Genomic DNA, 26,005 nt, shown 5'->3' with positions numbered 1-26,005 from the left:
TTCGTCCATGTGTTTCCTCACGTCAATCCTTTAGAGCGACCCATTCCCACGTCAATCCACTCGAAAGTGGGCGTGAAGGCGGTTTGAGCCGGGAATCCTCAGGACGGCCCCCGATTCCCCCGGTGATCTTCTTGGAAGTCCACAGATCTTTCGCACAGCCTGTGGATAACTTTGCGGCACTGTGGATTCCTGTGGACGAACGATCCCCAAGTCCCTTGCGACACAAGGGAGTCGAGTCAACCAGGCGCCGCACCCCTGCCCCCTTTCAGGGGGCCTCCCCTCAGTTCATTGACTTTCGCCAGCGCCTGTCATGGCGGGCGCATGGAATCGATATTCAACTCAAAGTGCCCTATAAGGGGCGTACCGCGAATTCAAGTCGTGGGCCGGAACCACGCACCGGTAGCCTTGAGGGGTGATTGACCTTCGCCTGCTCCGTGAGGACCCCGACCGTGTGCGCGCGTCCCAGCGCGCCCGTGGAGAGGACGTCGCGCTCGTCGACTCCCTCCTGTCCGCCGACGAGCGGCGCAGGTCGTCCGGCGTCCGCTTCGACGAGCTCCGTGCCGAGCAGAAGTCGCTCGGCAAGCTGATCCCCAAGGCCTCCGCCGAGGAGAAGGCCGAGCTGCTCAAGCGCGCGGAACAGCTCAAGGCCGACGTCAAGGCCGCCGACGCCGAGCGCGACGCGGCCGACACCGAGACCCAGGAGCTCCTCCTCCAGCTCGGCAACCTCGTCCACCCCGACGTCCCCGTCGGCGGCGAGGAGGACTTCGTCACGCTGGAGACGCACGGCGAGATCCGTGACTTCGCGGCCGAGGGCTTCGAGCCGAAGGACCACCTGGAACTCGGCACGATCCTCGGCGCCATCGACACCGAGCGCGGCGCCAAGGTCTCCGGCTCGCGCTTCTACTTCCTGACGGGCGTCGGCGCCCTCCTGGAACTCGCCCTGGTCAACGCGGCGATCGCGCAGGCCACCGCGGCCGGCTTCACCCCGATGCTGACCCCGGCGCTGGTCCGCCCGCAGTCGATGGCCGGCACCGGCTTCCTCGGCCAGGCCGCCCAGGACGTCTACCACCTCGACAAGGACGACCTGTACCTGGTCGGCACCTCCGAGGTCGCGCTGGCGGCGTACCACATGGACGAGATCATCGACGCCGACCGGCTCCCCCTGCGGTACGCCGGCTTCTCCCCCTGCTTCCGCCGCGAGGCCGGCTCGCACGGCAAGGACACCCGGGGCATCTTCCGCGTCCACCAGTTCGACAAGGTCGAGATGTTCTCGTACGTCGCGCCGGAGGACTCGCAGGCGGAGCACCAGCGCCTGCTGGACTGGGAGAAGCAGTGGCTGACGTCGCTCGAACTGCCCTTCCGCGTCATCGACGTCGCCTCCGCCGACCTCGGCTCCTCGGCCTCGCGCAAGTTCGACTGCGAGGCGTGGATCCCGACCCAGGGCAAGTACCGCGAGCTGACCTCGACGTCCGACTGCACGGAGTTCCAGTCGCGCCGCCTGCAGATCCGTGTCCGTGACGGCAAGCAGGTCAAGCCGCTGGCCACGCTCAACGGCACGCTCTGCGCCGTCCCGCGCACCATCGTGGCGATCCTCGAGAACCACCAGCAGGCCGACGGCTCGGTCCGCGTCCCCGAGGTCCTGCGTCCGTACCTGGGCGGCCGCGAGGTGCTGGAACCGGTAGCCAAGTGAGCGAAGCGGCAGCCACCGGGGGCTCCACGGACCCCGGCGAGATCGCGGTGTCCGAGGCGCCCGTCGCGTCCGACGCGGCCACGGCCTCCGGAACGACCACGGTCTCCGAACCGTCCGTGACGCCCTCGGGCTTCCCCTACAAACTGATCGCGACCGACCTCGACGGAACGCTTCTCCAGTCCGACGACACGGTCTCCCGGCGCACCCGGGAAGCGCTCGCCGCGGCCACCGCGGCGGGCGCCGCCCACATCGTCGTCACCGGCCGGGCCGTCCCCTGGACCCGCCACATCCTCGACGACCTCGGCTACCGGGGACTGGCCGTCTGCGGCCAGGGCGCACAGGTCTACGACGCCGGAGAGCACCGGCTGCTCACGGCCGTCACCCTGGACCGACAGCTCGCCGCGGTCGCCCTCGCCAAGATCGAGGCGGAGGTCGGCCCCCTGCACCTGGCCGCCAGCCGCGCGGGCCTGGACGGCGAGATCCTGGTCGGCAGCGGGTACTCCCTGCACGGCCCGCTCCCCACGATCCCGCTCACGGACGTCTCGGAGCTCTGGGCGTCCCCGCTGAACAAGATCTACATACAGCACCCCACCCTGACCTCCGACGAACTCACCGAGGCCGCCCGTCAGGCCGCCGGCGGCTTCGTCACGGTCGCCATGGCCGGTGAGGGCATCGTCGAGCTGCTCCCCCTCGGCCTCACCAAGGCCACCGGGCTCTCCATCGCCGCCCGCCGCCTCGGGGTGAAGCGCACGGACACCGTCGCCTTCGGCGACATGCCCAACGACATCCCGATGTTCACCTGGGCCACGCACGGCGTGGCCATGGCCAACGCCCATCCCGACCTCAAGGCCGTCGCCGACGAAGTGACCTCCTCGAACGAGGACGACGGCATCGCCGAGGTACTGGAACGCTTGCTGCCCTGAACGAACCGAAGGCCCCCGCGGCGGCGGGGGCCGGGCCTGGGGAAGCGGGGCGACAGCACCAGAGGGACGCGGGACCTGTGGCCGGGCGGCCTCACCGCCTCACGCGCGGTGACGCGGCAACATCCTGACGGTGCCTCGGAGCAGATCCGTGCGCCCGCCGAGCGACACCCGGCCCACCAGGCGCCGATTACCCGGCTCCCCGACCGCCGCCCCGAGACCGGGCGCAACCTCCGAGAGCCACTCCGCACACCCCCTGGCCCAACAAGCCCGACACAGCCCCGAAAGCCTCCCTGCACACCCCCTGGCCCAACAAGCCCGACACAGCCCTGGGAGCCTCTCCACACACCCCCTGGCCCAACAAGCCCGGCCAAGTCACAGCGACAGCGAAACGGCGGAGGATGCACGGATCGAACGTGCGCGGGCAGAACCCGACCACGGCTTAGCAAGCCGGTGCCTTACCACTCGGCCAATCCTCCGGGTGGGCGGCCCACGCGAAGCGATTCGCGTGCTCGAAGCGGCCGCCCCGGGCGGCTCCCCACTGGGGAGACGGACTCGACGGAGGGGTAACTACTCCGGAGTCCGTCGTGGGCCGCCCTGCGGGGAACTCGACGTACTGCGCCTGAAGGACAGCATCGCCGGGCTCCTCTCCCAGAATGTGGCGCCGATCCGATCCGGCGACCTGGACACCAACCACTGTGCCCGGCGGCCGAGTTGCCCGCCACCGAATATCGGCCGCGCGGCCCCGGCCACTCCGAACGGTCAGTGGCGGCGCCACTTGCGACGTCGCGCCTTGCTGAAGAACCACCCGGCGGGCGGCTCGTCCGAGCGCCAGGGCTGGGGATCCGGGGCCTGTCGCCGCCACCGCGCCGCCAGCATCCGGGCCCGCGCCGACGGTTCGGCCGTATCGGCGGACCGTATGAAGTCCTCGTCCAGCACGAGGTCGTCCCAGACGTCCTCGCCCGCGCCCCGCGTCTCGCCCCCGTCGGACGAATACTCCGCTGTCATCCCCGTCCCTCCCGCCCGCTGGCCGCCCTTCCTGGCCGCTATGCCCTGCATATCCGTCCCGCCCAGTCTGCCCGGGCGTGCGTGAAGCCTCCGTCAAGAGACCGCGAGAGCGAGGCCTCCGGGGCGGCTCGCCCCGGAGGGTCCCGTCACTCCTCGCCGGCGAGCTTCAGCGTCCGCAGTTTCTGTCCCGCGTACCAGGTCGCGCCCGCCGTGACGAGCGTCAGCAGGATCACCGCGGTCGGCAGCCCCACGTCGGAGGTCACCAGGTTGCCGTCGGTGACCTTCTGGGCGACGGCGAGCGCCCACTGCTGGACGCTGAGGGTGCGCGCCCCTTCCACCAGGGACCCGAAGAGGGTCTCCCAGACGAGGGCGTACACGAGCCCGAAGACGACCGCATGCCGGGTGACCGTCCCGAGGAGCAGGAACATCGCGGCGTACGCGATCGAGGCGACCAGTGCCGCCACGGTGTAGGCGACGGCGATCTGCTGCCCGTTGCCGTTGAGGATCAGGCCCGCGATCAGCGTAGGTACGGCCGAGAAGGCCATGGTCACCGCGATCGCCACGATCAGCTTGGTGAAGATGATCGTCGGCCGTTTCACCGGCTTGGCCAGCAGGTACACCACCGAGCCGTCGTCGATCTCCGGTCCGATCGCGCCCGTTCCCGCGATGACGCCGATGATCGGCACCATCGTGGCGAGCGCGAATCCGCCCAGGAGATCCGCCGCCACCTGGTCGTCGGCGCCGCTCAGGGCGCGCACGGCCACGGAGAGCACGATCAGCAGGGCGGGCAGCGCGCTGAGGATGAGGGCCCGACGGCGGCCGAGCAGGGCCCGGTAGGTGAGCCGGGCGACTGTGGGGTCGTACATGTTCGGCCTCCTACGCCGCGACGAGATACGAGAAGACGGACTCGAGGGACTCGTCCGACGGTGAGACCGTGAGCAGACGGATGCCGTGGTCCCGGGCCACCCTCGGCAGCAGGGTCGTGAACCGCCCGAAGTCGACGGCCTGGATGCGCAACGCGCCCTCGGTCGGATCGACTTCGATCCCGGCGGTGGACGGGTCGGCGATCAGCGCGGCGGCCAAGGCCCGGTCGTCGCTGGAGCGCACCAGATAGCGGTGGGGGCGGTCGGTCATCAGCCGACGGATGCGCCGGAAGTCACCGCTCGCCGCGTGCCGGCCGGCGACGATCACCTCGATGTGGGCCGCCAACTGCTCGACCTCTTCGAGGATGTGGGACGAGAACAGCACCGTGCGGCCCTCGTCGCCCATCCGCCGCAGCAGGTCCATGAGCTGCATGCGCTGGCGCGGATCCATGCCGTTGAACGGCTCGTCGAGGAGCAGCAGCGACGGTTCGTGGACCAGCGCCGACGCCATCTTCACGCGCTGGCGCATGCCCTTGGAGTACGTCGAGATCTTGCGGTCCTGCGCGTACTCCATCTCCACCGTGGCGAGCGCCCGCTGCGCGGCCGTCGCCCCGAGACCGTGCAACTCGGCGTTGGCCACGACGAATTCGCGGCCCGTGAGGAAGTCGTACATCGCCTCGCGCTCGGGCACGATGCCGATGTGCTTGTAGATCTGCTCGTTGCGCCACACCGGCGTCCCGTCGAGGGTGACGGAGCCCGTGGAGGGGGCGAGGAAGCCGCCCATCATGTTGATGAGGGTGGACTTCCCGGCGCCGTTCGGGCCGAGCAGGCCGGTGACACCGGGGCCGATCGTCATCGTGACGTCGTTGACCGCCACCACGTTGCCGAACCAGCGGGAGACGTGGTCGATGTTGAGCGTGGTCACAGCCCGACCTTTCGGTAGCGGCGCATCAGCAGGCCGTAGGAGCCGGCGATGAGACCCAGGACGACGAGGACGTAGAGGACTCCCTGCCCGCTGGAGGGCCCGTGCCCGCCGGGGAAGGCGGAGGTGGCGCCCAGGAAGGCGGTCTGTACGCCGTCGATGAGGGTGATTGGCGAGAAGAAGCCGAGCCAGGGCACCGTGTCCGAGCTGTTCTGCTCGGTGGCGATGGCCTGGACGACGGAGACCGCGCCGTAGGAGATGGTCAGGACGGCGATGACGGCCGCGATGCCGAAGCCCCGCCGCGGGGTGACCGCCGAGATCACCAGGCCGATACCGGCGAAGAGGAGCGACAGCAACGCCACGGACACCAGTCCCTGCGCCAATCCCTTGGTCTGGTCGGTGAAGTCGAGCTTGGCCAGCAGCGCGCCGATGTAGAGCACGAGCAGGGGCACCGCGGTGAGGATGAACAGCGCCGAGGTCAGCGCCGCGAACTTCGCACGGACGTAGTCGGCGGTCTCGATCGGGCGCGAGAAGTACAGCGGGACGGTCTTGAACCGCAGGTCGCGCGAGACGGACTGCGGCGCCTGGGAGGCCACGTACAGGCCGATGACGGCCTGCATGATCACCGCGTAGTCGGTGTACTTCACGGGCAGGTCGTTGGCCTGGGTGGCGACCGCCACCGCCACCATGATGGCCGCCGGCACGCACATGACCGCGAACAGCAGCATGGGCAGCACCTTCGACTTGGCCGAGCGGCCCAGTCCGTACGCGCCGCGCAGCGACTGCGAGTAGAGCGAGCGCCGGGCGTAGGCGCGGCCGAGGCGGGGGCCGTCGTAGGAGCGGTATCCGATGTTGTGGATACGGCTCTGCTCGCCCGTGCGGGCGGGTCCGCCGCTGAGGGACGGTGCCGGTGCACCGTGCTGCTCAACCGCCATGGCCGACCGCCTCCTTTCCTGCGTCCTGGGCGCTCCGGGTGCCGGTCTGCGCGTCGTGGTCCTGGAAGACCTCGGCGATCTGGTGCCTGCGCTGCTCCATGCGGACCAGACCGAGGCCCAGGTCGGCGACGACGTCCCGGACCAGGTCGTAGGTCTCCTCGCCCTGGGCGGTGAGCAGCAGGATGTGCCCGGCGCCGGGGAGGCCGCTGCCGTCGGAGACGGTGACTCCGCGCGCGTGGAGGGCCTGCCGCAGCGCGCCCGTGCCGTCCGGGTGCTCGTCGCTGTCGGTGACCTCGATCGCGAGGGTCGCCGTGCTCTGGGTGAAGTCCCTGGTGGAGCTGGACCGCAGGAGCTTGCCGCCGTCGACGACGACCACGTGGTCGCAGGTGCGCTCCAGCTCGCCGAGGAGATGGGAGGTGACGAGGACGGAGATGCCGAAGTCGGTGTGGATGCGGCGGATGAGGCCGAGCATCTCGTCCCGGCCGACCGGGTCCAGGCCGTTGGTCGGCTCGTCCAGGAAGACCAGCTGCGGGTCGTGCACCAGGGCCTGGGCGAGCTTCACCCGCTGCTTCATGCCCGTGGAGTAGCCGCCGATGGGGCGGTACCGCTCCTCGTACAGGCCGACATGACGCAGGGTGTCCGCGGTGCGCTCGCGCGCGGCGGTCGGCGGGAGTCCGGACATGCGGGCCATGTGCACGACGAACTCGGTGGCCGAGACGTCGGGTGGCAGGCAGTCGTGCTCCGGCATGTACCCCACGCGCTCGCGGATGGTGCCGCCCTTGGTGGCGACGTCCAGGCCGAGCACTTCGGCACGGCCCTCCGAGGCGGGGGACAGACCCAGCAGGATTTTGATCAGTGTGGACTTGCCGGCGCCGTTGGCACCGACGAGTCCGGTCACACCGGGTCCGATGTCCACGGAGAGCCGGTCAAGAGCGGTCACCCTCGGGAACCGCTTGCTCAGGCTTTCGGTCGCGATCACAGTCACGATTTAGACATTAGGGGCGCGGGACGCCGCGGTCGTCAGCCCGCGGGGTTGCTTCTTCCTCACCCTCGAGTCGTACGGGCTCCTAGGGGGCCTCCACCGCCGGTCCCCCTAGGGGTCACCCTGAAGGTCGAGCGACGGGACGGCTCCGAGCCTGTCGTCCGTGGGCTGGTCGTGAGCGGCCGTGAGGCGGCCGTCATGAGAGGGAACGTCCGGCGCCGCGGTTTCGTGCCCGCGTTGGCTTTGTTCTTCGGGTTGTTCTACGGGTTGTTCGGGTTGTTCGGGTTGTTCGGTCTACCGGGTTCGGGTTGTTCTTCGGGCCGGTTTTCTCGGCAAGTCCGTCGTCACACCCGGCGGTTTTCCACAGCCCGTACGCGCCCGTTGACGCAGCCACCGCTCACTGGCACAGTCGTTGATGTCACAGCGCGAACACGGACCGTAGTCGACGAAGGCGGGCGGGGCAGCAGCTGCCACGGCCGGAGGGGGAGACATGGCGGATGCGGGGACGCTCGAAGGCGCGCGGGAACGCAGGGTGCGCGCGGACGGGGTCGAGCTGAGCGTCGCCGAACTCGGTGACCCCGAGCGGCCGACCGTTCTGTTCGTGCACGGCTATCCCGACTCCAAGGAGGTCTGGTCCGAGGTCGCCGTACGGCTCGCGGAGCGCTTCCACGTGGTGCTCTACGACGTGCGCGGCCACGGCGGCTCCACGGCGCCGAGGCCGCTGCGGGGCGGCTTCACGCTGGAGAAGCTGACGGACGACTTCCTGGCCGTCGCGGACGCCGTCAGCCCGGACCGCCCCGTGCACCTGGTGGGACACGACTGGGGATCGGTCCAGGGCTGGGAGTTCGCGACGGTCGAGCGCACCGAGGGGCGCGTCGCGTCCTTCACCTCGATCTCCGGCCCCTCCCTCGACCACATGGGGCACTGGATCAAGCGGCGGGTGCGACGCCCGACCCCGTCCCGGATCGGCCAGCTCCTGGGCCAGGGAGCCCGGTCCTGGTACATCTACGTGCTGCACACCCCCGCACTGCCCGAGCTCGCCTGGCGCGGCCCTCTCGGCAAGTGGTGGCCCGGCGTGGTCCGTAGAGCCGAGAAGCTGCCCCCGGGCGACTACCCGAGCGCGTCGTTGCCCACCGACGCCGCGCACGGGGTCTGGCTGTACCGGGACAACATGCGCGCCCGGCTGTCCCGCCCCCGGGACGACGCGTACGCGCATGTGCCCGTGCAGCTCATCACGCCCCTGGGCGACCAGTTCCTCTCCGAACGGCTCTACGACGACCTGGAGTCGTGGGTTCCGCGCCTCACCCGCCGCACTCTGCCGACCAAGCACTGGATCCCGCGCACCCGGCCCGATCAACTGGCCGACTGGATAGCCGACTTCGTCACGGCGGCCGAGGGTGGGCGCGAGGCCCCGACGGCCACCGGGAAGCACACGGACCGATTCGGCGGGCAGTTGGTGCTGGTCACCGGCGCGGCCGACGGTATCGGCCGGGCCACGGCCCTCGCGTTCGCCGAGTCGGGGGCACGCGTCGTCGCCGTCGACGTGAACGCCGAGGGCGCGGCTCGCACCGCCGAGTCGTCCCGGCTGCTCGGCGCTCCCGAAGCCTGGGCGGAGGCGGTCGACGTCTCGGACGAGCAGGCCATGACGAAGCTCGCCGAGAAGGTCGCCACCGAGTACGGCGTGGTCGACGTGCTGGTGAACAACGCGGGGATCGGGCTGTCCGGGTCCTTCCTGGACACCACCGTCGAGGACTGGCGCAAGATCCTCGACGTCAACCTCTGGGGCGTGATCCACGGCTGCCGGCTCTTCGGCAGGCAGATGGCCGAGCGCGGCCAAGGCGGCCACATCGTCAACGTCGCCTCGGCCGCGGCGTATCTGCCCTCCCGCTCGCTGCCCGCGTACAGCACCTCCAAGGCGGCGGTCCTGATGCTCAGCGAGTGCCTGCGCGCGGAACTGGCGGGGCGGGACATCGGGGTGTCGGCGATCTGTCCCGGCATCGTCAACACCTCCATCACCTCGACCGCGCGCTTCGCCGGTGTCGACGCCGCGGAGGAGAAGCGCCGGCAGCGGAGGGCCGCGAAGCTCTACGGGCTGCGGAACTACCCGCCGGAGAAGGTCGCGCAAGCCGTCCTGCGGGCCGTCGTACGCGACCAGGCGGTCGTCCCCGTCACCCCGGAGGCCCGCGGCGGACGCTTCATGTCCCGGTTCACCCCCCGGGCGTTGCGCGCGCTCGCCCGTATGGAGCCACCGCTGTGAGCCGTCGGGACGAGCGGGACGACGTAACGGCGAGGGCCGTGTACCGCATCGACGACCTGGCGCACCACAGCGGCGTCACGGTCCGCACGATCCGCGCCTACCAGGACCGCGGGCTCCTCCCGAGCCCCGAGCGGCGCGGCCGCGCCAACGTGTACTCCGACGCGCACCTGACCCGGCTGCGCCAGATCGCCGACCTCCTCGACCGCGGCTACACCCTCGCCTCCATCAAGGAGCTTCTGGATGCCTGGGACACGGGCCGTGGTCTCGGCGGTCTCCTCGGCCTGGCCGCGGAGGTCGAGGGACCGTGGACCGACGAGAAGGCCGTACAGATCTCGCGGACCGAGTTGGTCGAACGGTTCGGCGGCGCTCCCGACGAGACGGCGGTGGCGGACGCCGTCGACCTGGGTGTGCTGGTGCCGGTGCCGGACGACGAGGACCTGTTCCTCGTGCCAAGCCCCCAAGAGCTGGCTGTAGCAGCCGAGTTGCATGCCGCCGGGGTGCCGCTGTCCGCGATCTCCGGGCATCTACGGGAGTTGAGGGGGCAGGTCGAGCACATCGCCACCCGTTTCCTGGAGTTCACCACCGAGCACGTGTTCGCCCTCTCCCTCGGGCAGCACCGGCCACCGACCGAGGCCGAGGCGGTCGAGGCGGCCGCACTCGTGCGGCGGCTGAGGCCGCTCGCACAGCAGACGGTGGACGCCGAACTCGCGCGCGCGATGCGGCTGTTCGCCACCCGCCGACTGCGCCGTCGTCTCGACTCCGACGCGGGGGCCGAACCCGAGGAAGAGTCGCGTTCCGTGCTCGTCGCGGCGTCCACGATACGAGCGGTGGAGAAGCTGGTTGGTCCGGAGCAGGTGTCCGCCTTCGTCACGGCGGCCGCGGAACGCGAGGTGCAGTCACGCACTTTGGATGCCCTGGCCGCACATACGGGAGAAATCAGATAAATTGATCAATAACCTCAAATCCGGTGGGCCGTTGTCCACAGAATCTTCAATTCCCCTGTGGATAACTACACTTGGCTGTGGATCAAACATCCGCAGCAAAATCAAGTGCGTGACGCGGGTCTCGCCGGGCACGCTGGCGAGATGAACGAACGACGTACCGTGAGAGTGTCGAAGTACCTCTCGAAGCACCTGAGACACCAGCCGGAGCGGATCGGGCTCACGCTCGACGAGGGCGGCTGGGTCGGGATCGACACGCTCATGGCGGCGGCCGCCGCCCACGGCTTCCCCTTCACCAGGGCCGAGCTCGACCATGTGGTCGAGGTCAACGACAAGCGACGCTTCGCGGTCGACGGCGACCGGATCCGCGCCAATCAGGGCCACACCGTCGAGGTCGACCTCGGCCTGCCCCCGGCCACCCCGCCCGCACACCTCTACCACGGGACGGTCGCGGCCTACCTGGGCGCTATCCGCACCGAGGGACTGCGCGCCATGAACCGGCACGACGTGCACCTCTCGCCCGACCGCGAGACCGCCACCCGTGTCGGCGCCCGCCGGGGCCGCCCCGTCGTGCTGTCGGTGGACGCGGGCGCCATGCACCGCGACGGCCACGTCTTCCGGGTCAGCGACAACGGGGTGTGGCTGACCGAGACGGTTCCGCCCCAGTACCTGCGGTTTCCCGAGGCGCGCTGAGCGGAACCACACCACGGGTGCCCTTACGCTCGGGTGTATGAGTCTGCGTCTGAGCACCGTGATCCTGCCGTACCTCCGCTGGCACGAGGGCGGCCGTGACATGTGGCAGCGGGCCGAGCAGCTCGGGTTCCACACCGCCTTCACGTACGACCACCTGTCCTGGCGCACCTTCCGGGACGGGCCCTGGTTCGGCGCCGTGCCCACCCTGACCGCGGCGGCCGCCGTCACCGACCGCATCCGCCTCGGCACGCTCGTGACCTCGCCGAACTTCCGGCACCCGGTCACCCTCGCCAAGGAACTCATCTCCCTCGACGACATCTCCGGCGGCCGGATCACCCTGGGCGTCGGCGCGGGCGGAACCGGCTTCGACGCCACCGCGCTCGGCCAGGAACCGTGGACGCCGCGAGAGCGCGCCGACCGTCTCGCCGAGTTCGTCCCCCTGCTCGACCGCCTGCTCACCGAGGACTCGGTCTCGTACGAGGGCGACTACTACTCCGCGCACGAGGCGCGCAACATCCCCGGCTGCGTCCAGCGGCCCCGGCTGCCCTTCGCGGTGGCCGCCACCGGGCCGCGCGGAATGCGGCTGGCCGCCCGGTACGGGCAGGCCTGGGTGACCACCGGCGACCCGAAGCTGTTCGAGACGGGCACGCCCGGGCAGTCGGTTCACGCCCTTCGTGGGCAGGTCGAGAAGCTGGCCGACACGGCTGCCGCGGTCGGCCGCGACGCGTCCCGGCTCGACAAGATCCTCCTCACCGGTTTCACCCCGGACCGAGGCCGCCCCCTGGAGTCGCTCGACGCCTTCGTGGACTTCGCGGGCCGTCACGCCGAGCTGGGCTTCACCGACCTCGTGATCCACTGGCCGATCCCTGACTCGGACTTCGCCGCCGACGAGAAGGTCTTCGAGCGGATCGCCATGGAGGCCCCGGCCCAGCTGGCGTGACCGCTCTCCCGGAGCCGTCGCGTGCGAGCCGCGTACCGCGGCTCGCCTGACCGGGAGAACGGCGTCTCCAACAGGTCAGGCAGCGGGACGGTCAGGGCCCTTGATCACTCACCTGTGCGGGTGCCCGCACGGCCGTGCGCGCATATGCGCGACAATGGGGTCCGTGACCTCAGCGACGAGACAGCCCGAGACCCCGGCCCCGACCGTCCCGCTCCGGCTGATAGCCACGGACCTCGACGGCACCCTGCTCCGCGACGACAAGTCGGTCTCCCCCCGCACCGTCGCCGCCCTCGCGGCCGCCGAGGAGGCGGGCGTCGAGGTCTTCTTCGTCACCGGGCGCCCGGCCCGCTGGATGGACGTCGTCAGCGAGCACGTCCACGGCCACGGCCTGGCGATCTGCGGAAACGGCGCCGCCGTGGTCGACCTGCACGGCGGCCCCGGCACCCACAGCTTCGTCAAGGTCCGTGAGCTGGCGCGCGAGAACGCGCTCGACGCCGTGCGGCTGTTGCGCGAGGCCGCGCCGGGCACGGTGTACGCGGTCGAGCAGACGTACGGCTTCAATCAGGAGCCCGAGTACCCGAAGCTCCACATGGAGATCCCCGACACCCTGGCGCCCGCCGAGAAACTGCTGGCCCCGGGTGGTGTGGCCGATCACGAGCCGGTGCTGAAGATCCTCGCCTACCACCCGTCGATCGACCCCGACGACTTCCTCGCCACCGCGCGCTTCGCCGTCGGTGACCGCGCCACCATCACCCGCTCCAGCCCCAGTGCCCTGCTGGAGATCAGCGGTCCGGGCGTCTCCAAGGCCAGCACCCTCGCCCTGTGCTGCGCCGAGCGCGGTATCTCCCACGAGGAGGTCGTCGCCTTCGGGGACATGCCGAACGACGTCGAGATGCTCACCTGGGCCGGCCAGTCGTACGCCATGGGCAACGCGCACCCGGACGTCCTCGCGGCGGCCTCCGGCCGGACCGTGGCCAACAACGAGGACGGGGTGGCGGTCGTGATCGAGCGACTGCTGGCGGAGCGTCTGTAGACCAGACCCGGCGCAGCGCCCATCTACAACGTCACCCCGCGCTTGCGCAGCCACGGCACGGGATCCACCCCCGAGCCCAGCTCCGGGGTGACCCGTACCTCGAAGTGCAGATGGGGCCCCGTGGAGTTGCCGGTGGTGCCCGCCTGGCCGATCCACTGGCCCGGGCCCACACGGTCCCCCTGACCGACGGTGACGGCGGCGAGGTGCGCGTACTGCGTGAAGTAGCCACCCGCGTGCTCGACGACGATCTCGATGCCGAAGGCGCCCCCGCACGACACCTTCACCACCCGGCCCGCACCGACCGCCCGTACCGGCGTGCCGATCGGCACCGCGAAATCCTGCCCGGTGTGCTGACTGGCCCAGCGCTCACCACCGCTGCCGTAGCCCGCGGACAGCTCGTACGTGCCCACCGGAGCCACCCACCTGCTCGACCGCTTGCCGTCCGGTTGCTCCAGGCGGACGGCTCCCCGGCAGGCACCGGCCGCGACCGCCTCGTCGGCCTGGCCCTGAAGCGTCCACTGCGCCTCTTCGAGCTTCTGCTCGATCGCCCTCTTGATCCCGGAGAGCCCGGTCCGCCACTCCTCCAGCGCTCGCCACGCCTTGGTCGCCTCGGCCTCGTCCGCGGCCAGCCGCGTCTCCGCGCGACGGCTCCTGGCCACGGCGTTGTTGACGGCCAGATCGGCCTGCCAGACCGCCCGCTGACCTCGCATCAGCTCTTCGGTGTCCTTCGCGAACAACATCTGCGCGGTGTACGGCACCCCGCCGCCCTCGCGGTACTGGGCGCGCGCGATCCGGCCGAGATCGGCGTTGAGCACGGCGATCTGTTTCCGCTCCCGGGTGAGCAGCTTCTCCAGTCGCTCCGTCCGCGCCTTCTGTGCCTCCGCCGCCTGCCGACCCGCTTCGTACCGCTGGGTGGCCACCGCCGCTTCCTCGAACAGCCTCGCCACCCGGGCGCTGATGCCCTCCTCCGCGGACGCTCCCGAGGCCCCGCCGGCCCCGCCGCGATCGCTGTCGGCCGCCGTCGGCCGGACCGCGACAGTGGCCGAGGCGCACAGCACCACGGCGACGAGCAGCGAGTGTCGGCGAGAGAAGCGCATAGCAGCGATCGTGGACCTGCCCCGCGCCGCAGTCCTGTTCGAGTCGTACGCCCGGGGGACACTCTGCCCCGTACGGGCCAAGCGAATGAGCCGAACAGGGTCCGGACAGCGGGGCGTTCGGCGCGGCCCCTTGCAACCGGGGCCGTCCCGTGCCGAACGGGCCCGTTCAGCAGGGCCGGCGAGGTGGCGACACGACCGGCGACACGGGTCCTGTGGCCAGGGATCGGCCGGCAGGGGTCGGCGGCCAAGACACCCGCGAGGCGCTCAGACCGCGGCCAGCAGCTCCCCCGCCGCCTCCCGTTCCACCATCTCCCGCAAGGGGCCTTCCGCCAGGGCCAGTTCCGCGTAGGTCCCGCGCTGCGCGACGCGCCCCTCCGCCAGTACGACGACTTCGTCCACCGCGTCCAGGCCGGCCAGTCGATGGGTGATCAGCAGGGTCGTACGGCCCTCGGTCGCGGCCAGCAGGTCCGCGGTGAGCGCGTCGGCCGTCGGCAGGTCCAGGTGCTCCGCCGGCTCGTCGAGAACGAGGACCGGGAAATCGGCCAGCAGAGCGCGGGCGAGCGCGAGCCGCTGACGCTGGCCGCCCGACAGCCGCGCCCCGTGCTCGCCGATCAAGGTGTCGAGCCCGTCCGGCAGTTCGTCCGCCCAGTCGAGCAGCCGTGCCCGCGCGAGCGCGTCCCGCAACTCCGCCTCACCGGCGTCCTTCCGGGCGAGCAGCAGGTTCTCCCGCACCGAACTGTCGAAGAGGTGCGCGTCCTGGGCGCACAGCCCCACGAGCCGCCGTACGGCGTCCCCGTCGAGCGTCCGCGCGTCCACGCCGCCCAGCGTGTAGGTCCCCTCGCGCGCGTCCAGGAACCGCAACAGCACCTGCGCGAGCGTCGTCTTGCCCGCCCCCGAAACGCCGACCACGGCGATCCTGCGGCCCTCTTCGAGGGTGAGGTCCAGCGCGGTGAGCGCGTTCCGGTCCTGCCCGGCGTACCGCGCGCCGAGCCCTGCGAGCCGCAGCGGGAACGGCGACACCGGCGCCTCGGCCGACTCCTCCGGTTCGCGGACGGGATCGGGGGTGTCCAGCACCTCGTACACGCGCTCCGCGCTCCTGCGCACCCGCTGGCGGAACTGGACGGCGAGCGGCATTCCCAGCACCGCCTCGAACGCCGCCAGCGGGGTGAGCACGACGACGGCCATGGCCACACCGCTCAGCCGTCCGTCGACGACCGCCTGGGCGCCAAAGAGCGCGGTAGCGGCGACGGTGAGTCCGGAGACGAGCGCGGTGAGCCCGTCGCCGAGCGCGGTGGCCGCGGCGGCCCGGGAGGCGATCCCGGTGAGCGCCCGGTCGGCCCGGCGTGCCTCCGCCGTACGCGCGGGCAGGGCGCCCGCGACCGCCAACTCGGCGGTGCCGGTGAGCAGATCGGCCACGCGCGTGGCCAGCACCCCCCGGGCCGGCGCCAGCCGGTACTCCGCCCGCCGCGCCACAGCCCCGGTCACGAGGGGGACCCCGGCACCGGCCGCGAGCAGACCGACGGCCAGCGCGGCTCCCGCCTCGGGCAGCAGCCAGGCGGTGAACCCGACGGAGGCGGCCGAGACGGTCACCGCCGCCCCGGCGGGCAGCAGCCAGCGCACCCAGTAGTCCTGCAGCGCGTCGACATCGGCGACCAGCCGTGAGAGCAGGTCGCCCCGGCGGATCGTGCGCAGTCCTGCGGGTGCCAGTCGTTCGAGCCGCCGGTAGACGGCCACCCTCGTGTCGGCCAGCATCCGCAGCACGGCGTCGTGCGACACCAGACGCTCGGTGTACCGGAACACCGCCCGCCCGATGCCGAACGCCCTCGTCGCCGTCACCGCCACCATCAGATACAGCACCGGGGGTTGCTGCGAGGCCCGCGAGATCAGCCATCCGGAGGTCGCCATCAGCCCGACCGCACTGCCCAGCGCGAGGCTGCCGAGCAGCAGGGCGAGGGTGAGCCGGCCCCGTCGCGGTCCGGCCATCCGACGGACCCGGCTCAGCACGCCTCCGCGCCGCTCCAGCGGCAGGTCTTCGCCGGGCGTCGGCTCCCATGCCTCCTGCCGTTCCGACCGGGGCGAGGCGGCGACCACCCGGTCCCGCTCGGCGGCCGGTGCCGCTCCGCGCCCGGTGGCCTCCTCCAGCCGCACCACCCGGTCCGCCACCCCCAGCAGAGCCGGACGGTGAACCACCAACAGCACGGTCCGGCCCACGGCCAGCCGCCGTACCGCCTCCACGACCTCCGCCTCGGTCTCCCCGTCCAACGAGGCCGTCGGCTCGTCGAGAAGCAGCACGGGGCGGTCGGCGAGGAAGGCCCGGGCGAGAGCGAGGCGCTGTCGCTGTCCGGCGGACAGTCCGACGCCGTCCTCACCGAGGATCGTGTCGGCCCCGGCGGGCAGGGCGTCCACGAAATCGAGCGCTCCCGCGTCGGCGAGCGCCCGCCGTATCGCCGTGTCGTCCGCGTCCGGACGGGCCAGCCGTACGTTCTCCGCGATCGAGCCGGCGTACAGGTGCGGCCGCTGCGGCACCCAGGCCACCTGCGATCGCCATACGTCCAGGTCGAGCGAGGCGAGGTCGGCTCCCCCGATCCTCACCCCGCCGGAGGTGGCCTCCGTGAACCCCAACAGGACGCTCAGCAGGGTCGACTTGCCCACGCCACTCGGTCCGACGAGGGCCACCGTCTCACCGGGGGCCACGGTGAACGTGACGTCGGAGACGGCGTCGTACGACCGGCCGGGGTAGCGGACGGTCACCCCGTCGAAGCGGAGTTCACTCACGGGCGGCACTGTCCCGGTCCCGGACGCCGGCACCGGGGTCTCCAGAACCTCGAAGATCTCCTCGGCGGCCGCGAGCCCCTCGGCAGCCGCATGGAACTGGGACCCCACCTGCCGGACGGGCAGATACGCCTCGGGAGCCAGGACGAGGATGACCAGACCGATGTACAGGTCCATCTCGCCATGCACGAGCCGCATGCCGATGGTGACCGCGACCAGGGCCACCGAGATCGTCGCGAGCAGCTCCAGCGCGAAGGACGACAGGAAGGCGATCCGCAGCGTCCGCATGGTCGCCCGGCGGTACTCACCCGTGATTCGCTTGATCGACTCTGCCTGGGCCTTGGCCCGGCCGAACACCTTCAGCGTCGGCAGCCCGGCCACGACATCCAGGAAGTGCCCCGACAGCTGTGACAGCAGCCGCCACTGACGGTCCATCTGCGAGCGGGTGGCCCAGCCGATGAGCACCATGAAGAGGGGGATCAGCGGCAAGGTCCCGACGATGATCGCCGCCGAAACCCAGTCCTCGGTGACGATCCGCGCCAGGACCGCGACGGGCACGACTACCGCGAGGCCCAACTGTGGCAGATAGCGCGAGAAGTAGTCGTCGAGCGCGTCGACCCCACGGGTGGCGAGTGCGACCAGTGAGCCGGTGCGCTGTCCGCTCAGCCAGCCGGGCCCCAGTGCGGTCGCCCGTTCCAGCAGCCGCCCCCGCAGCTCCGACTTCACCGCCGCACTCGCACGGTGTGCGGCCAGTTCGGTCAGCCAGGAGACCAGGGCCCGGCCGAGCGCGACCGCGACCAGGAGCAGCAGGGGAGTGCGGAGCGCGGAGACCGGCATCCCGTGCTGGAAGGCCCCGACCACCACTTCGGCGATGAGCATGGCCTGCGCGATGACGAGCGCGGCTCCCGCAACACCCAGTCCGACGACGACCACCAGGAAGAAGCGAGTGGCACGCGCGTACCGCAGCAGTCGTGGATCGATCGGTTTCACGTGAAACACCCTCTTCTCAGCAGGCATGTTTCACGTGAAACACACCTCTTCGGCCTGGAGGGGTGTGTTTCACGTGAAACATCGTCAAACGCACCCCTCACCGGGACTCAGTGCACCGACTCGGCGATGTGCTGCGTACCGATCCGCTTGCGGAACACCCAGTAGGTCCATCCCTGATAGAGCATGACCACCGGTGTGGCGATGGCCGCGCACCAGGTCATGATCTTCAGGGTGTACGGGCTGGACGAGGCGTTGGTGACGGTGAGGCTCCAGTCCTCGTTCAGCGAGGACGGCATGACGTTCGGGAAGAGCGTCAGGAAGAGCATCGCGACGGCGGCGACGATGGTGACCCCCGACAGGGCGAACGCCCAGCCCTCGCGCCCCGCCCGCACCGCCGCCAGCGCCACCACCAGTGCGGCTACGGCCACGACCGCGGCGACCAGTGAAGCGCCGTCACCCTTCTCGATCTGAGTCCAGAGCACGAAGAGCAGCGCCACTCCGGCCGTCACGGCACCCACCCGCAGTGCCAGCGTGCGCGCCCGCTCACGGATGTCCCCGACGGTCTTGAGGCCGACGAACACCGTTCCGTGGAAGGTGAACAGGGTCAGTGTGACCAGTCCGCCCAGCAGGGCGTACGGGTTGAGCAGGTCGGTGAGGCCGCCCACGTACTCGAAGTCGCGGTCGATCTTCACCCCGCGCACGATGTTGGCGAAGGCCACGCCCCACAGGAAGGCGGGGAGCAGCGAGGTCCAGAAGATCGCTGTCTCCCAGTTGCGCTGCCACTTCTCCTCGGGCCGCTTCACCCGGTACTCGAACGCCACACCGCGGACGATCAGGCAGACCAGGATGAGCAGCAGCGGCAGATAGAAGCCGGAGAAGAGGGTGGCGTACCACTCGGGGAAGGCGGCGAAGGTCGCGCCGCCCGCCGAGAGCAGCCAGACCTCGTTGCCGTCCCAGACGGGCCCGATGGTGTTGATGAGGACCCGCTTCTCCGGACGGTTCCGGGCCAGCAGTTTGGTGAGGACACCGACCCCGAAGTCGAAGCCCTCCAGGAAGAAGTAGCCGATCCACAGGACGGCGATGAGGACGAACCAGACGTCGTGAAGTTCCATGACTGTGCTCCCTTGGCCCGGTGCGGCCTAGTACGAGAAGGCCATCGGCTTGTCGGCGTCACGGGAGTCGCCGCCGATCTTCGTGGGCGGGTTGAGGTCGGCCTCCGTCAGCTCGGGCGGCCCCGCCTTGACGTACTTCACGAGCAGCTTGACCTCGACGACGGCGAGGATCGCGTACAGCGCGGTGAAGACGATCATCGAGGTGATGACCTCACCCTGGGAGACACCGGGGGAGACCGCGTCCTCGGTGCGCAGCACGCCGTAGACGACCCAGGGCTGACGGCCCATCTCGGTGAAGATCCAGCCCCAGGAGCTGGCGATCAGCGGGAAGCCCAGGGTCAGGACCGCGATGCGCCAGTACCACTTGGTGAGCGTCGGACCGAGGGCCTTCTTCGGCAGCAGTACGAGATGCGGCACCTCGTCGTCGCCGACCCGCAGATGCTGCGGCAGCAGGAACTTCCGCCGGGTGAGCCAGAGGCCGACCGCGCCGATCGCGACGGACGCCATGCCGAAGCCGATCATCCAGCGGAAGCCCCAGTAGGCGACGGGGATGTTGGGCCGGTAGTCACCGGGCCCGAACTTCTCCTGCTCGGACTTGTTGACGTCGTTGATGCCGGGGACGTACGAGTCGAAATCGTCGTTGGCGAGGAAGGACAGCAGGCCGGGGATCTCGATGGCCACCTTGTTGTGGCCCTCGTCGACGTCTCCGTAGGCGAAGACGGAGAACGGCGCGGGCGCCTCGCCGTCCCACAGGGCCTCGGCGGCCGCCATCTTCATCGGCTGCTGCTTGAACATGACCTTGCCGAGGAGGTCGCCGCTGATGGCGGTGAGCATGCCGGCGATCACCACGGTGACCAGACCGAGGCGCAGCGAGGTCTTCATCATCGGGATGTGCTTCTTGCGGGCCAGATGGAAGGCGGCGATGCCGACCATGAAGGCTCCGCCGGCGAGGAAGGCCGCTGCGAGGGTGTGGAAGACCTGGGTCAGCGCGGTGTTCTGGGTCAGGACGAGCCAGAAGTCGGTGAGCTCGGCCCGGCCCTTCGCCTCGTTGATCCGGTAGCCGACCGGGTGCTGCATCCAGGAGTTGGCCGCAAGGATGAAGTACGCCGACAGGATCGTGCCTATGGAGACCATCCAGATGCAGGCCAGATGGATCTTCTGCGGGAGCTTGTCCCAGCCGAAGATCCACAGGCCGATGAAGGTGGACTCGAAGAAGAAGGCGATCAGCGCCTCGAAGGCGAGCGGAGCTCCGAAGACATCACCGACGAAGCGGGAGTAGTCAGACCAGTTCATACCGAACTGGAACTCCTGGACGATGCCGGTGACGACACCCATCGCGATGTTGATCAGAAAGAGCTTGCCCCAGAACTTGGTGGCCTGGAGGTACTTCTCCTTCCCTGAGCGCACCCAGGCGGTCTGCAGGCCCGCGGTCAGTGCGGCGAGCGAGATCGTCAGGGGGACGAAGAGGAAGTGGTAGACGGTCGTGATGCCGAACTGCCATCGCGCCAGAGTCTCCGGCGCCAGAGCGAGGTCCACGTCTTCTCCTTACATGCCGTGGCACTGCGGCAGCCTGTCCCGATGACACGTGCATCTCAGGACAACCAGGACGCGCTTGTGAACGCGTTCACATTCACAAGCAATTATGACGCATACTCGTTCGGGCCTCGACGGGCGGGGGGTCCCTAAGCGTGGACCGATCGACCTATGGCGCAAACAGGCCCGTCAGCCCGAACAGAAGGAGGGGCCGGGGGAACCCCCGACCCCTCGCCACGGAAGAGCATCGACGATCTAGAGCTCCTTGCGGAACTCTTCCGTCACCCTGAGGAAGATGTCGTTGGCCTCGGTCTCCCCGATCGTCACGCGCACACCCTCACCCGGGAACGGCCGCACGACGACGCCGGCCTGCTCGCACGCACCGGCGAACTCGACGGTGCGCTCCCCCAGCCGCAGCCAGACGAAGTTCGCCTGCGTCTCCGGCACCGTCCACCCCTGGCCGCGCAGCGACTCGACGACCCGGTTCCGCTCGCAGACCAGCGAACCGACCCGGCCGATGAGTTCGTCCTCGGCACGCAGCGAGGCGACGGCTGCGTCCTGTGCGAGCTGGCTCACACCGAACGGCACGGCCGTCTTCCGCAGCGCGGCCGCCACCGGCTCGTGAGCGATCGCGAATCCCACCCGGAGTCCCGCGAGCCCGTACGCCTTCGAGAAGGTGCGCAGCACACAGACGTTCGGACGCTCGCGGTAGAACTCGACGCCGTCCGGCACCTCGACATCCCGTACGAACTCGCGGTACGCCTCGTCCAGCACCACCAGCACATCACCGGGCACCCGGTCGAGGAACCGCTCCAGCTCGGCACGGCGGACCGCAGTGCCCGTCGGGTTGTTCGGATTGCAGACGAAAATCAGCCGGGTCCGGTCGGTGATCGCGTCCGCCATCGCGTCCAGGTCGTGCACATCGCCCGGCGTCAGGGGCACCTGCACGGACGTGGCCCCGCTGATCTGCGTGATGATCGGGTACGCCTCGAACGACCGCCAGGCGTAGATCACCTCGTCGCCCGGCCCCGAGGTCGCCTGCAGCAGCTGCTGGGCCACACCGACCGAGCCGGTGCCCGTGGCGAGGTCCGTGACCGGCACCCCGAAGCGGTCCGCGAGCTCGCTCATGAGCCCGGTGCACGCCATGTCCGGGTACCGGTTGAAGGACGCGGCCGACGCCGTCACGCTCTCCAGCACACCGGGCAGCGGCGGATACGGGTTCTCGTTGGAGGACAGCTTGTACGCCACCGGGCCGCCCGCCGCGGCCGGCTTGCCGGGCTTGTAGGTGGGAATCCCCGCCAGCTCGGCTCGCAGCTTGGGGCTTGTCTCGCTCACCGCAGTCCTCCTCGTCGACTCAATGCTTCTCACCTTATGAGGATTCGGCGCCCCTGCGAATGGCCTGTGGACAACCGCGTCCGTACCGGCGTCCGTACCGTGTGCACGCCTCCACCGTCACACCCGCCCCAGGGGCATCAGCGCACGAAGGTGTACGAATCAGGGGGGCGCGTCACTCATGGACGCACGCGCCGGTGGCTCACGCCGTAGCGCGCATCACCCGTCCAGGTGAGTTGAGACCTCTTCGAAACATCAGCTACTTGGCAGGCCCATGCGCGTCGACAAGTCACGTCCTGACATGGGAGCCCTCAACTCCCTTTCAATGCAAGGGAATTGCCCCCTTCTGACCTTGCAGAAACGTGCCTGTCAACGAGTGCATATGCGTCCGCACTACCCCACCGCATGAGCCCTACTATCGGCTCGCCATGACAGCAGCAGGGAAGCACCAGGTGAGCCGCGCGGAAACTCCCCGCCGAGGCAGCCGGTCTGGCCGGGCGGGCATCCGGGACGTGGCCGCCGCCGCCGGAGTCTCCATCACGACCGTTTCCGACGCCCTCAACGGCAAGGGCCGGCTCCCGGACGCCACCCGACGCCATGTACGCGAGGTCGCCGACCGACTTGGCTACCGCCCCTCGGCGGCCGCCCGAACCCTCAGAACCGGCAAGTCCGGCCTCATCGGCCTGACCGTGACCACATACGGGGATGAACCTTTCACCTTCACCGAGTTCGCGTACTTCGCGGAAATGGCGCGGGCCGCCACCTCGGCCGCGCTGGCCCGGGGCTACGCCCTGGTGATCCTCCCCGCGACCTCCCGGCACGACGTGTGGTCGAACGTCGCCCTGGACGGCACCGTGGTCATCGACCCCTCCGACCACGACCCGGTCGTCAGCGAACTGGTCCGCCAGGGATTACCGGTGGTCTCCGACGGACGGCCGGCCGGCTCGCTGCCGGTCACCGCGTGGGTCGACAACGACCACGAGGCCGCCGTCCTCGGCATCCTCGACCACCTGGCCGACGCGGGCGCCCGCCGGATCGGGCTCCTCACCGGCACCTCGACGGACACGTACACCCATCTCTCCACCACCGCGTACCTGCGCTGGTGCGAGCGCGTGGGCCAGGATCCCGTCTACGAGTCCTATCCGGCGCACGATCCCTGCGCCGGGGCCGTCGCGGCCGACCGACTGCTGGCCCGCCCGGACCGCCCGGACGCGGTCTACGGCCTCTTCGACCCGAACGGCACCGATCTGCTCGCCGCGGCCCGGCGTTACGGTCTGCGCGTCCCCGACGACCTGCTGCTCGTCTGCTGCAGCGAGTCCGCCGTGTACGCGTCCACCGAACCGCCGATCACCACGCTCTCGCTGAAGCCGCGCCGGATCGGCACAGCCGTGGTCCAACTCCTCATCGACGCGATCGAGGGGGTCGAATCGGACCAACCGGTCGAGCAGGTGATACCGACGGAGTTGATCGTGCGGACCTCGTCCGAGCGGCGTCCACCGCGTACGACGGTCAGCCCGCCACGATCACCTGAAGCGGGTTGACGTCCCACTTGAGGACCCGAACGGGAATTGGGCGGGGAGAGCCCCGCCCAATTCGGGAGAAAACCGCGGTGAACTGGGGCCCTGCGCCATTTCACCACCCCTGGGTCATCACACGGCGCGATCCGCATTCCTATGATGGGCGCACACACCGCGGACCGTCGCGACCAGGCAGTCCGATGCGGTGCAGATGCGGGCGATGGTGGTGGAGGGGTCGATGACGCAGGGGGCCGGTCAGGGACCCGAGGTGCGGACGCCGACGGTGCGCGATTTCCGCGTGCCCGCGTACGTCCACGAGGCCGGTCCGTACGGACACTCCGCGGACCCCGGCGAAGCCCCCGGGCCCGCCGAGGATCCCGAGGGCTACCCCGAGGGATACACCCCGACCCAGCGAGACCTTCCGGTGATCAACCGGGGCGACACCCTCCAGGTCGTGATCGACCCGGAGGCCGCGGCGGCCGAGCCGTCCTCCGCCCGGCCGAGCCCGCTCTTCGTCGTCGGGGACGTCCACGGCTACCTGGACGAACTCCTCGCCGCACTCCGCGAGAAGGGCCTCGTCGACGCCGCGGGCAACTGGTCGGCGGGCACCGCCCGCCTGTGGTTCCTCGGCGACTTCACCGACCGGGGCCCCGACGGCATCGGCGTCATCGACCTCGTGATGCGCCTGTCCGCCGAGGCCGCCGCGGCCGGCGGCTACTGCAAGGCACTCATGGGCAACCACGAGCTGCTGCTGCTGGGCGCCAAGCGGTTCGGCGACACCCCCGTCAACTCCGGGGCGGGCACGGCCACCTTCCAGGCCGCCTGGCTCCTCAACGGCGGCCAGAAGACCGACATGGACCGCCTCCAGGACCACCACCTCCAGTGGATGGCCCGTCTGGACGCCATGGAGGAGGTCGACGGCCACCTCCTGGTGCACTCCGACACCACCGCCTACCGCGACTACGGCGACTCCATCGAAGCGGTCAACGACACCGTCCGCGAGACGATCACGCGCAACGACCCGGACGAGGTCTGGGACCTCTTCCGCAAGTTCACCCGTCGCTTCTCCTTCCGCGACGAGGGCGGCGCCGACGCCGTGCGCTCGCTGCTCGAGACATACGGCGGCACCCGCATCGTCCATGGCCACAGCCCGATTCCCTACCTCCTGGGAGAGGTCGGCTCGGAGGACGGCGAAGACGGCACCGGCCCCTCGGTCGACGGACCGTACACCTATGCGGGCGGTCTGGCCGTTGCCATGGACGGCGGTGTGACCATGGCCGGAAAGCTGCTGGTCCAGGAACTTCCCCTGCCTACCTGAGCCGTCAACGGGCAGGCGTTCCCCGTCGGAAGACTTAGCTGGCCAGGGGCCAATTTCTTCAAACCCCCTGTCACCGCCTGCCGTCACCGCTCTACCATCGGCTTATCCGTAGCAGGCTCCCCTCCGTTTCTGCCCGACGGCTCGTCAGCATGCCGAGCCACAAGCCCTACGGAGCATCGGGGGATGCAGATGAACAGCGTTCCGCAGCACCTGCTCAGTGAGGACCGCCAGGAGTACGAGCGGATCCTCGGCGAGGCGCTGCGCTCCGCACCACACCGCCCGGAATTCGCCGCCGGTCTCCAGCGGCTCAACACCGAACAGCTGCGCACGATGGCCCTCAACGCCTCGGCGATCATCACGGCCGCCGCGGCGACCGAATACCAGTACTACGTCAAGGTCCGCGACGAGTTCCGCAGCCCTCCGTCGGCCACCACGCCCGCCTCCGAGGGGACGGCGTCCGGCTCCAGCGAGCCGGACGGCTCCACGGTGAGCCTCGCCGCAACCGTGGGCGAGGTCACGGAGGCTGTGGGGGCCGGCGCCGGTGCCGTCGCCGCGGTGCTCGCTCCGGTGCTCGCCGGAACCGCGGCGGTGCTCTTCCTGCTCGTGGGGTACGTCATGAAGGTGCTCGACCCCGAGCGGGCGATCGCCGAGACCCTCCTCACCACGGGCTGGGTCTTCGGCGCGGTCACCGCGGCGGCGATCCTGGTGGCCGCGGTCGGCCTCCTGCTCACCGCCCTGCGCAACAACGCCACCGCGCTCCTCGACGACGGAGCGCGCAACGAGCTGAACGAGGAGCTGACCCGGGCCAGGGAAGCCTGGCGCGAGGCCCTCCTGGAGCGCGGCATCCTGCCGTTCCTCCGCGACGCCCTCGCGAACCCGGGTCCGGCGCTGCTGGAACCGGACCGTCCGGCCCCGCCCAGCCGTATGCCGCACCTCGGCTACAACCGTCCGAGCTTCAGCAGCAGCCCGGACAGCGGCGGCGCCGCCTCCCGGCCCAGCTACAGCAGCCCGGACTTCTCCAGCCCGGACTTCGGCGGCCCGGAGCACCAGCCGGACTGACAACCGGCCTCAGGCCACGGTCCACCCCGCGGCAGCGGGCTCTCCCGGTAACCGGCCGGAAGAGCACCGCTCGTCGCCCGGGGACCGCGGT

At 70.3% G+C, this 26,005-nt stretch carries 20 protein-coding genes and 1 tRNA gene; 10 read left to right on the top strand and 11 right to left on the bottom strand.

Annotation, left to right across the window (positions count from 1 at the left end):
- Positions 1-412: 412 nt before the first annotated feature.
- Together serS and ACZ9QC_RS21480 are read left to right on the top strand one after the other, a co-directional pair.
- Positions 413-1,690 (top strand): serine--tRNA ligase, encoded by a 1,278-nt coding sequence (serS, locus tag ACZ9QC_RS21485; protein WP_467330653.1) that lies wholly within the window; start codon positions 413-415, stop codon positions 1,688-1,690.
- A 116-nt stretch (positions 1,691-1,806) separates the two neighbouring features.
- Entirely contained in the window at positions 1,807-2,613 is an 807-nt protein-coding gene (locus tag ACZ9QC_RS21480) for an HAD family hydrolase (RefSeq protein ID WP_472921753.1), read from the top strand.
- Positions 2,614-3,005: 392 nt separating this feature from the next.
- On the opposite strand, the gene ACZ9QC_RS21475 is transcribed toward ACZ9QC_RS21480, so the two are convergent.
- The 6 genes from ACZ9QC_RS21475 to ACZ9QC_RS21450 all read right to left on the bottom strand — a co-directional run bounded on the left by ACZ9QC_RS21475 (position 3,006) and on the right by ACZ9QC_RS21450 (position 7,317).
- Positions 3,006-3,089: transfer RNA gene (locus ACZ9QC_RS21475), tRNA-Ser, on the bottom strand.
- A gap of 283 nt (positions 3,090-3,372) precedes the next feature.
- Entirely contained in the window at positions 3,373-3,618 is a 246-nt protein-coding gene (locus ACZ9QC_RS21470; RefSeq protein WP_472914619.1) for an SGM_3592 family protein, read from the bottom strand.
- Positions 3,619-3,764: 146 nt separating this feature from the next.
- Positions 3,765-4,484, bottom strand: a complete 720-nt coding sequence (locus tag ACZ9QC_RS21465) for an ABC transporter permease (protein ID WP_472914618.1) — start codon at positions 4,482-4,484, stop codon at positions 3,765-3,767.
- A gap of 10 nt (positions 4,485-4,494) precedes the next feature.
- Complete coding sequence (locus ACZ9QC_RS21460) at positions 4,495-5,406, bottom strand: ABC transporter ATP-binding protein (RefSeq protein ID WP_220647728.1); 912 nt, start codon at positions 5,404-5,406, stop codon at positions 4,495-4,497.
- Positions 5,403-6,338, bottom strand: a complete 936-nt coding sequence (locus ACZ9QC_RS21455; RefSeq protein WP_472914617.1) for an ABC transporter permease — start codon at positions 6,336-6,338, stop codon at positions 5,403-5,405. The genes ACZ9QC_RS21460 and ACZ9QC_RS21455 overlap by 4 nt, the downstream gene beginning before the upstream one ends.
- Entirely contained in the window at positions 6,328-7,317 is a 990-nt protein-coding gene (locus ACZ9QC_RS21450; RefSeq protein ID WP_472921752.1) for an ABC transporter ATP-binding protein, read from the bottom strand. Before ACZ9QC_RS21450 ends, ACZ9QC_RS21455 begins: the two co-directional genes overlap by 11 nt.
- Before the next feature lie 493 nt (positions 7,318-7,810).
- Here ACZ9QC_RS21450 and ACZ9QC_RS21445 point away from each other — a divergent pair, with 493 nt between their 5' ends.
- The 5 genes from ACZ9QC_RS21445 (at position 7,811) to ACZ9QC_RS21425 (ending at position 13,184) form a co-directional block, all read left to right on the top strand.
- Positions 7,811-9,577, top strand: coding sequence for an SDR family oxidoreductase (locus ACZ9QC_RS21445; protein WP_472914616.1), 1,767 nt, complete (start codon positions 7,811-7,813; stop codon positions 9,575-9,577).
- Positions 9,574-10,521, top strand: coding sequence for a MerR family transcriptional regulator (locus ACZ9QC_RS21440; RefSeq protein ID WP_472914615.1), 948 nt, complete (start codon positions 9,574-9,576; stop codon positions 10,519-10,521). Before ACZ9QC_RS21445 ends, ACZ9QC_RS21440 begins: the two co-directional genes overlap by 4 nt.
- A 141-nt stretch (positions 10,522-10,662) precedes the next feature.
- The gene (locus ACZ9QC_RS21435; protein WP_472914614.1) at positions 10,663-11,211 is read left to right on the top strand and encodes an RNA 2'-phosphotransferase; all 549 of its coding nucleotides are present in this window, start codon (positions 10,663-10,665) and stop codon (positions 11,209-11,211) included.
- A 37-nt stretch (positions 11,212-11,248) separates the two neighbouring features.
- Positions 11,249-12,151, top strand: a complete 903-nt coding sequence (locus tag ACZ9QC_RS21430) for an LLM class flavin-dependent oxidoreductase (RefSeq protein ID WP_472914613.1) — start codon at positions 11,249-11,251, stop codon at positions 12,149-12,151.
- 163 nt (positions 12,152-12,314) lie between these two features.
- Entirely contained in the window at positions 12,315-13,184 is an 870-nt protein-coding gene (locus tag ACZ9QC_RS21425; protein WP_472914612.1) for an HAD family hydrolase, read from the top strand.
- Between the two features lie 23 nt (positions 13,185-13,207).
- Here the strand turns inward: ACZ9QC_RS21425 and ACZ9QC_RS21420 are convergent, their stop codons facing one another.
- The 5 genes from ACZ9QC_RS21420 to hisC form a co-directional block, all read right to left on the bottom strand.
- On the bottom strand, positions 13,208-14,281 hold the full coding sequence (locus tag ACZ9QC_RS21420) for a M23 family metallopeptidase (protein WP_472914611.1): 1,074 nt from the start codon (positions 14,279-14,281) through the stop codon (positions 13,208-13,210).
- Between the two features lie 264 nt (positions 14,282-14,545).
- A complete protein-coding gene (cydD, locus tag ACZ9QC_RS21415; RefSeq protein WP_472914610.1) occupies positions 14,546-18,043 on the bottom strand; it encodes a thiol reductant ABC exporter subunit CydD in 3,498 nt (1,165 codons plus the stop codon).
- 107 nt (positions 18,044-18,150) lie between these two features.
- A complete protein-coding gene (gene cydB, locus ACZ9QC_RS21410; RefSeq protein WP_467330671.1) occupies positions 18,151-19,155 on the bottom strand; it encodes a cytochrome d ubiquinol oxidase subunit II in 1,005 nt (334 codons plus the stop codon).
- Positions 19,156-19,182: 27 nt separating this feature from the next.
- Positions 19,183-20,691 carry a cytochrome ubiquinol oxidase subunit I gene (locus ACZ9QC_RS21405; protein WP_215456877.1) on the bottom strand — a complete coding sequence of 503 codons (1,509 nt, stop codon included), beginning with the start codon at positions 20,689-20,691 and terminating at the stop codon, positions 19,183-19,185.
- A 252-nt stretch (positions 20,692-20,943) separates the two neighbouring features.
- Positions 20,944-22,023: a histidinol-phosphate transaminase gene (hisC, locus tag ACZ9QC_RS21400; RefSeq protein WP_472914609.1), complete on the bottom strand. Its 1,080-nt coding sequence runs from the start codon at positions 22,021-22,023 to the stop codon at positions 20,944-20,946.
- A gap of 425 nt (positions 22,024-22,448) precedes the next feature.
- Here hisC and ACZ9QC_RS21395 point away from each other — a divergent pair, with 425 nt between their 5' ends.
- The 3 genes from ACZ9QC_RS21395 (at position 22,449) to ACZ9QC_RS21385 (ending at position 25,914) form a co-directional block, all read left to right on the top strand.
- Positions 22,449-23,561: a LacI family DNA-binding transcriptional regulator gene (locus ACZ9QC_RS21395; protein WP_184906427.1), complete on the top strand. Its 1,113-nt coding sequence runs from the start codon at positions 22,449-22,451 to the stop codon at positions 23,559-23,561.
- Positions 23,562-23,775: 214 nt separating this feature from the next.
- Entirely contained in the window at positions 23,776-24,855 is a 1,080-nt protein-coding gene (locus tag ACZ9QC_RS21390) for a metallophosphoesterase (RefSeq protein ID WP_472914608.1), read from the top strand.
- Positions 24,856-25,038: 183 nt separating this feature from the next.
- Positions 25,039-25,914, top strand: a complete 876-nt coding sequence (locus ACZ9QC_RS21385) for a hypothetical protein (protein ID WP_472914607.1) — start codon at positions 25,039-25,041, stop codon at positions 25,912-25,914.
- The last annotated feature ends 91 nt before the right edge of the window (positions 25,915-26,005 follow it).

The organism is Streptomyces sp. HUAS MS02 (assembly GCF_055702265.1).
Note: the sequence above shows the minus strand (reverse complement) of the source record. Positions and strands in the feature narration are given on the sequence as shown.

Coding starts and splice junctions, on each gene's coding strand:
- ACZ9QC_RS21470 (WP_472914619.1), bottom strand. CDS start 3,618: ATGACAGCGGAGTATTCGTCCGACGGGGGCGAGACGCGGGGCGCGGGC.
- ACZ9QC_RS21465 (WP_472914618.1), bottom strand. CDS start 4,484: ATGTACGACCCCACAGTCGCCCGGCTCACCTACCGGGCCCTGCTCGGC.
- ACZ9QC_RS21455 (WP_472914617.1), bottom strand. CDS start 6,338: ATGGCGGTTGAGCAGCACGGTGCACCGGCACCGTCCCTCAGCGGCGGA.
- ACZ9QC_RS21445 (WP_472914616.1), top strand. CDS start 7,811: ATGGCGGATGCGGGGACGCTCGAAGGCGCGCGGGAACGCAGGGTGCGC.
- ACZ9QC_RS21435 (WP_472914614.1), top strand. CDS start 10,663: ATGAACGAACGACGTACCGTGAGAGTGTCGAAGTACCTCTCGAAGCAC.
- ACZ9QC_RS21430 (WP_472914613.1), top strand. CDS start 11,249: ATGAGTCTGCGTCTGAGCACCGTGATCCTGCCGTACCTCCGCTGGCAC.
- ACZ9QC_RS21420 (WP_472914611.1), bottom strand. CDS start 14,281: ATGCGCTTCTCTCGCCGACACTCGCTGCTCGTCGCCGTGGTGCTGTGC.
- cydB (WP_467330671.1), bottom strand. CDS start 19,155: ATGGAACTTCACGACGTCTGGTTCGTCCTCATCGCCGTCCTGTGGATC.
- ACZ9QC_RS21395 (WP_184906427.1), top strand. CDS start 22,449: ATGACAGCAGCAGGGAAGCACCAGGTGAGCCGCGCGGAAACTCCCCGC.
- ACZ9QC_RS21390 (WP_472914608.1), top strand. CDS start 23,776: ATGACGCAGGGGGCCGGTCAGGGACCCGAGGTGCGGACGCCGACGGTG.
- ACZ9QC_RS21385 (WP_472914607.1), top strand. CDS start 25,039: ATGCAGATGAACAGCGTTCCGCAGCACCTGCTCAGTGAGGACCGCCAG.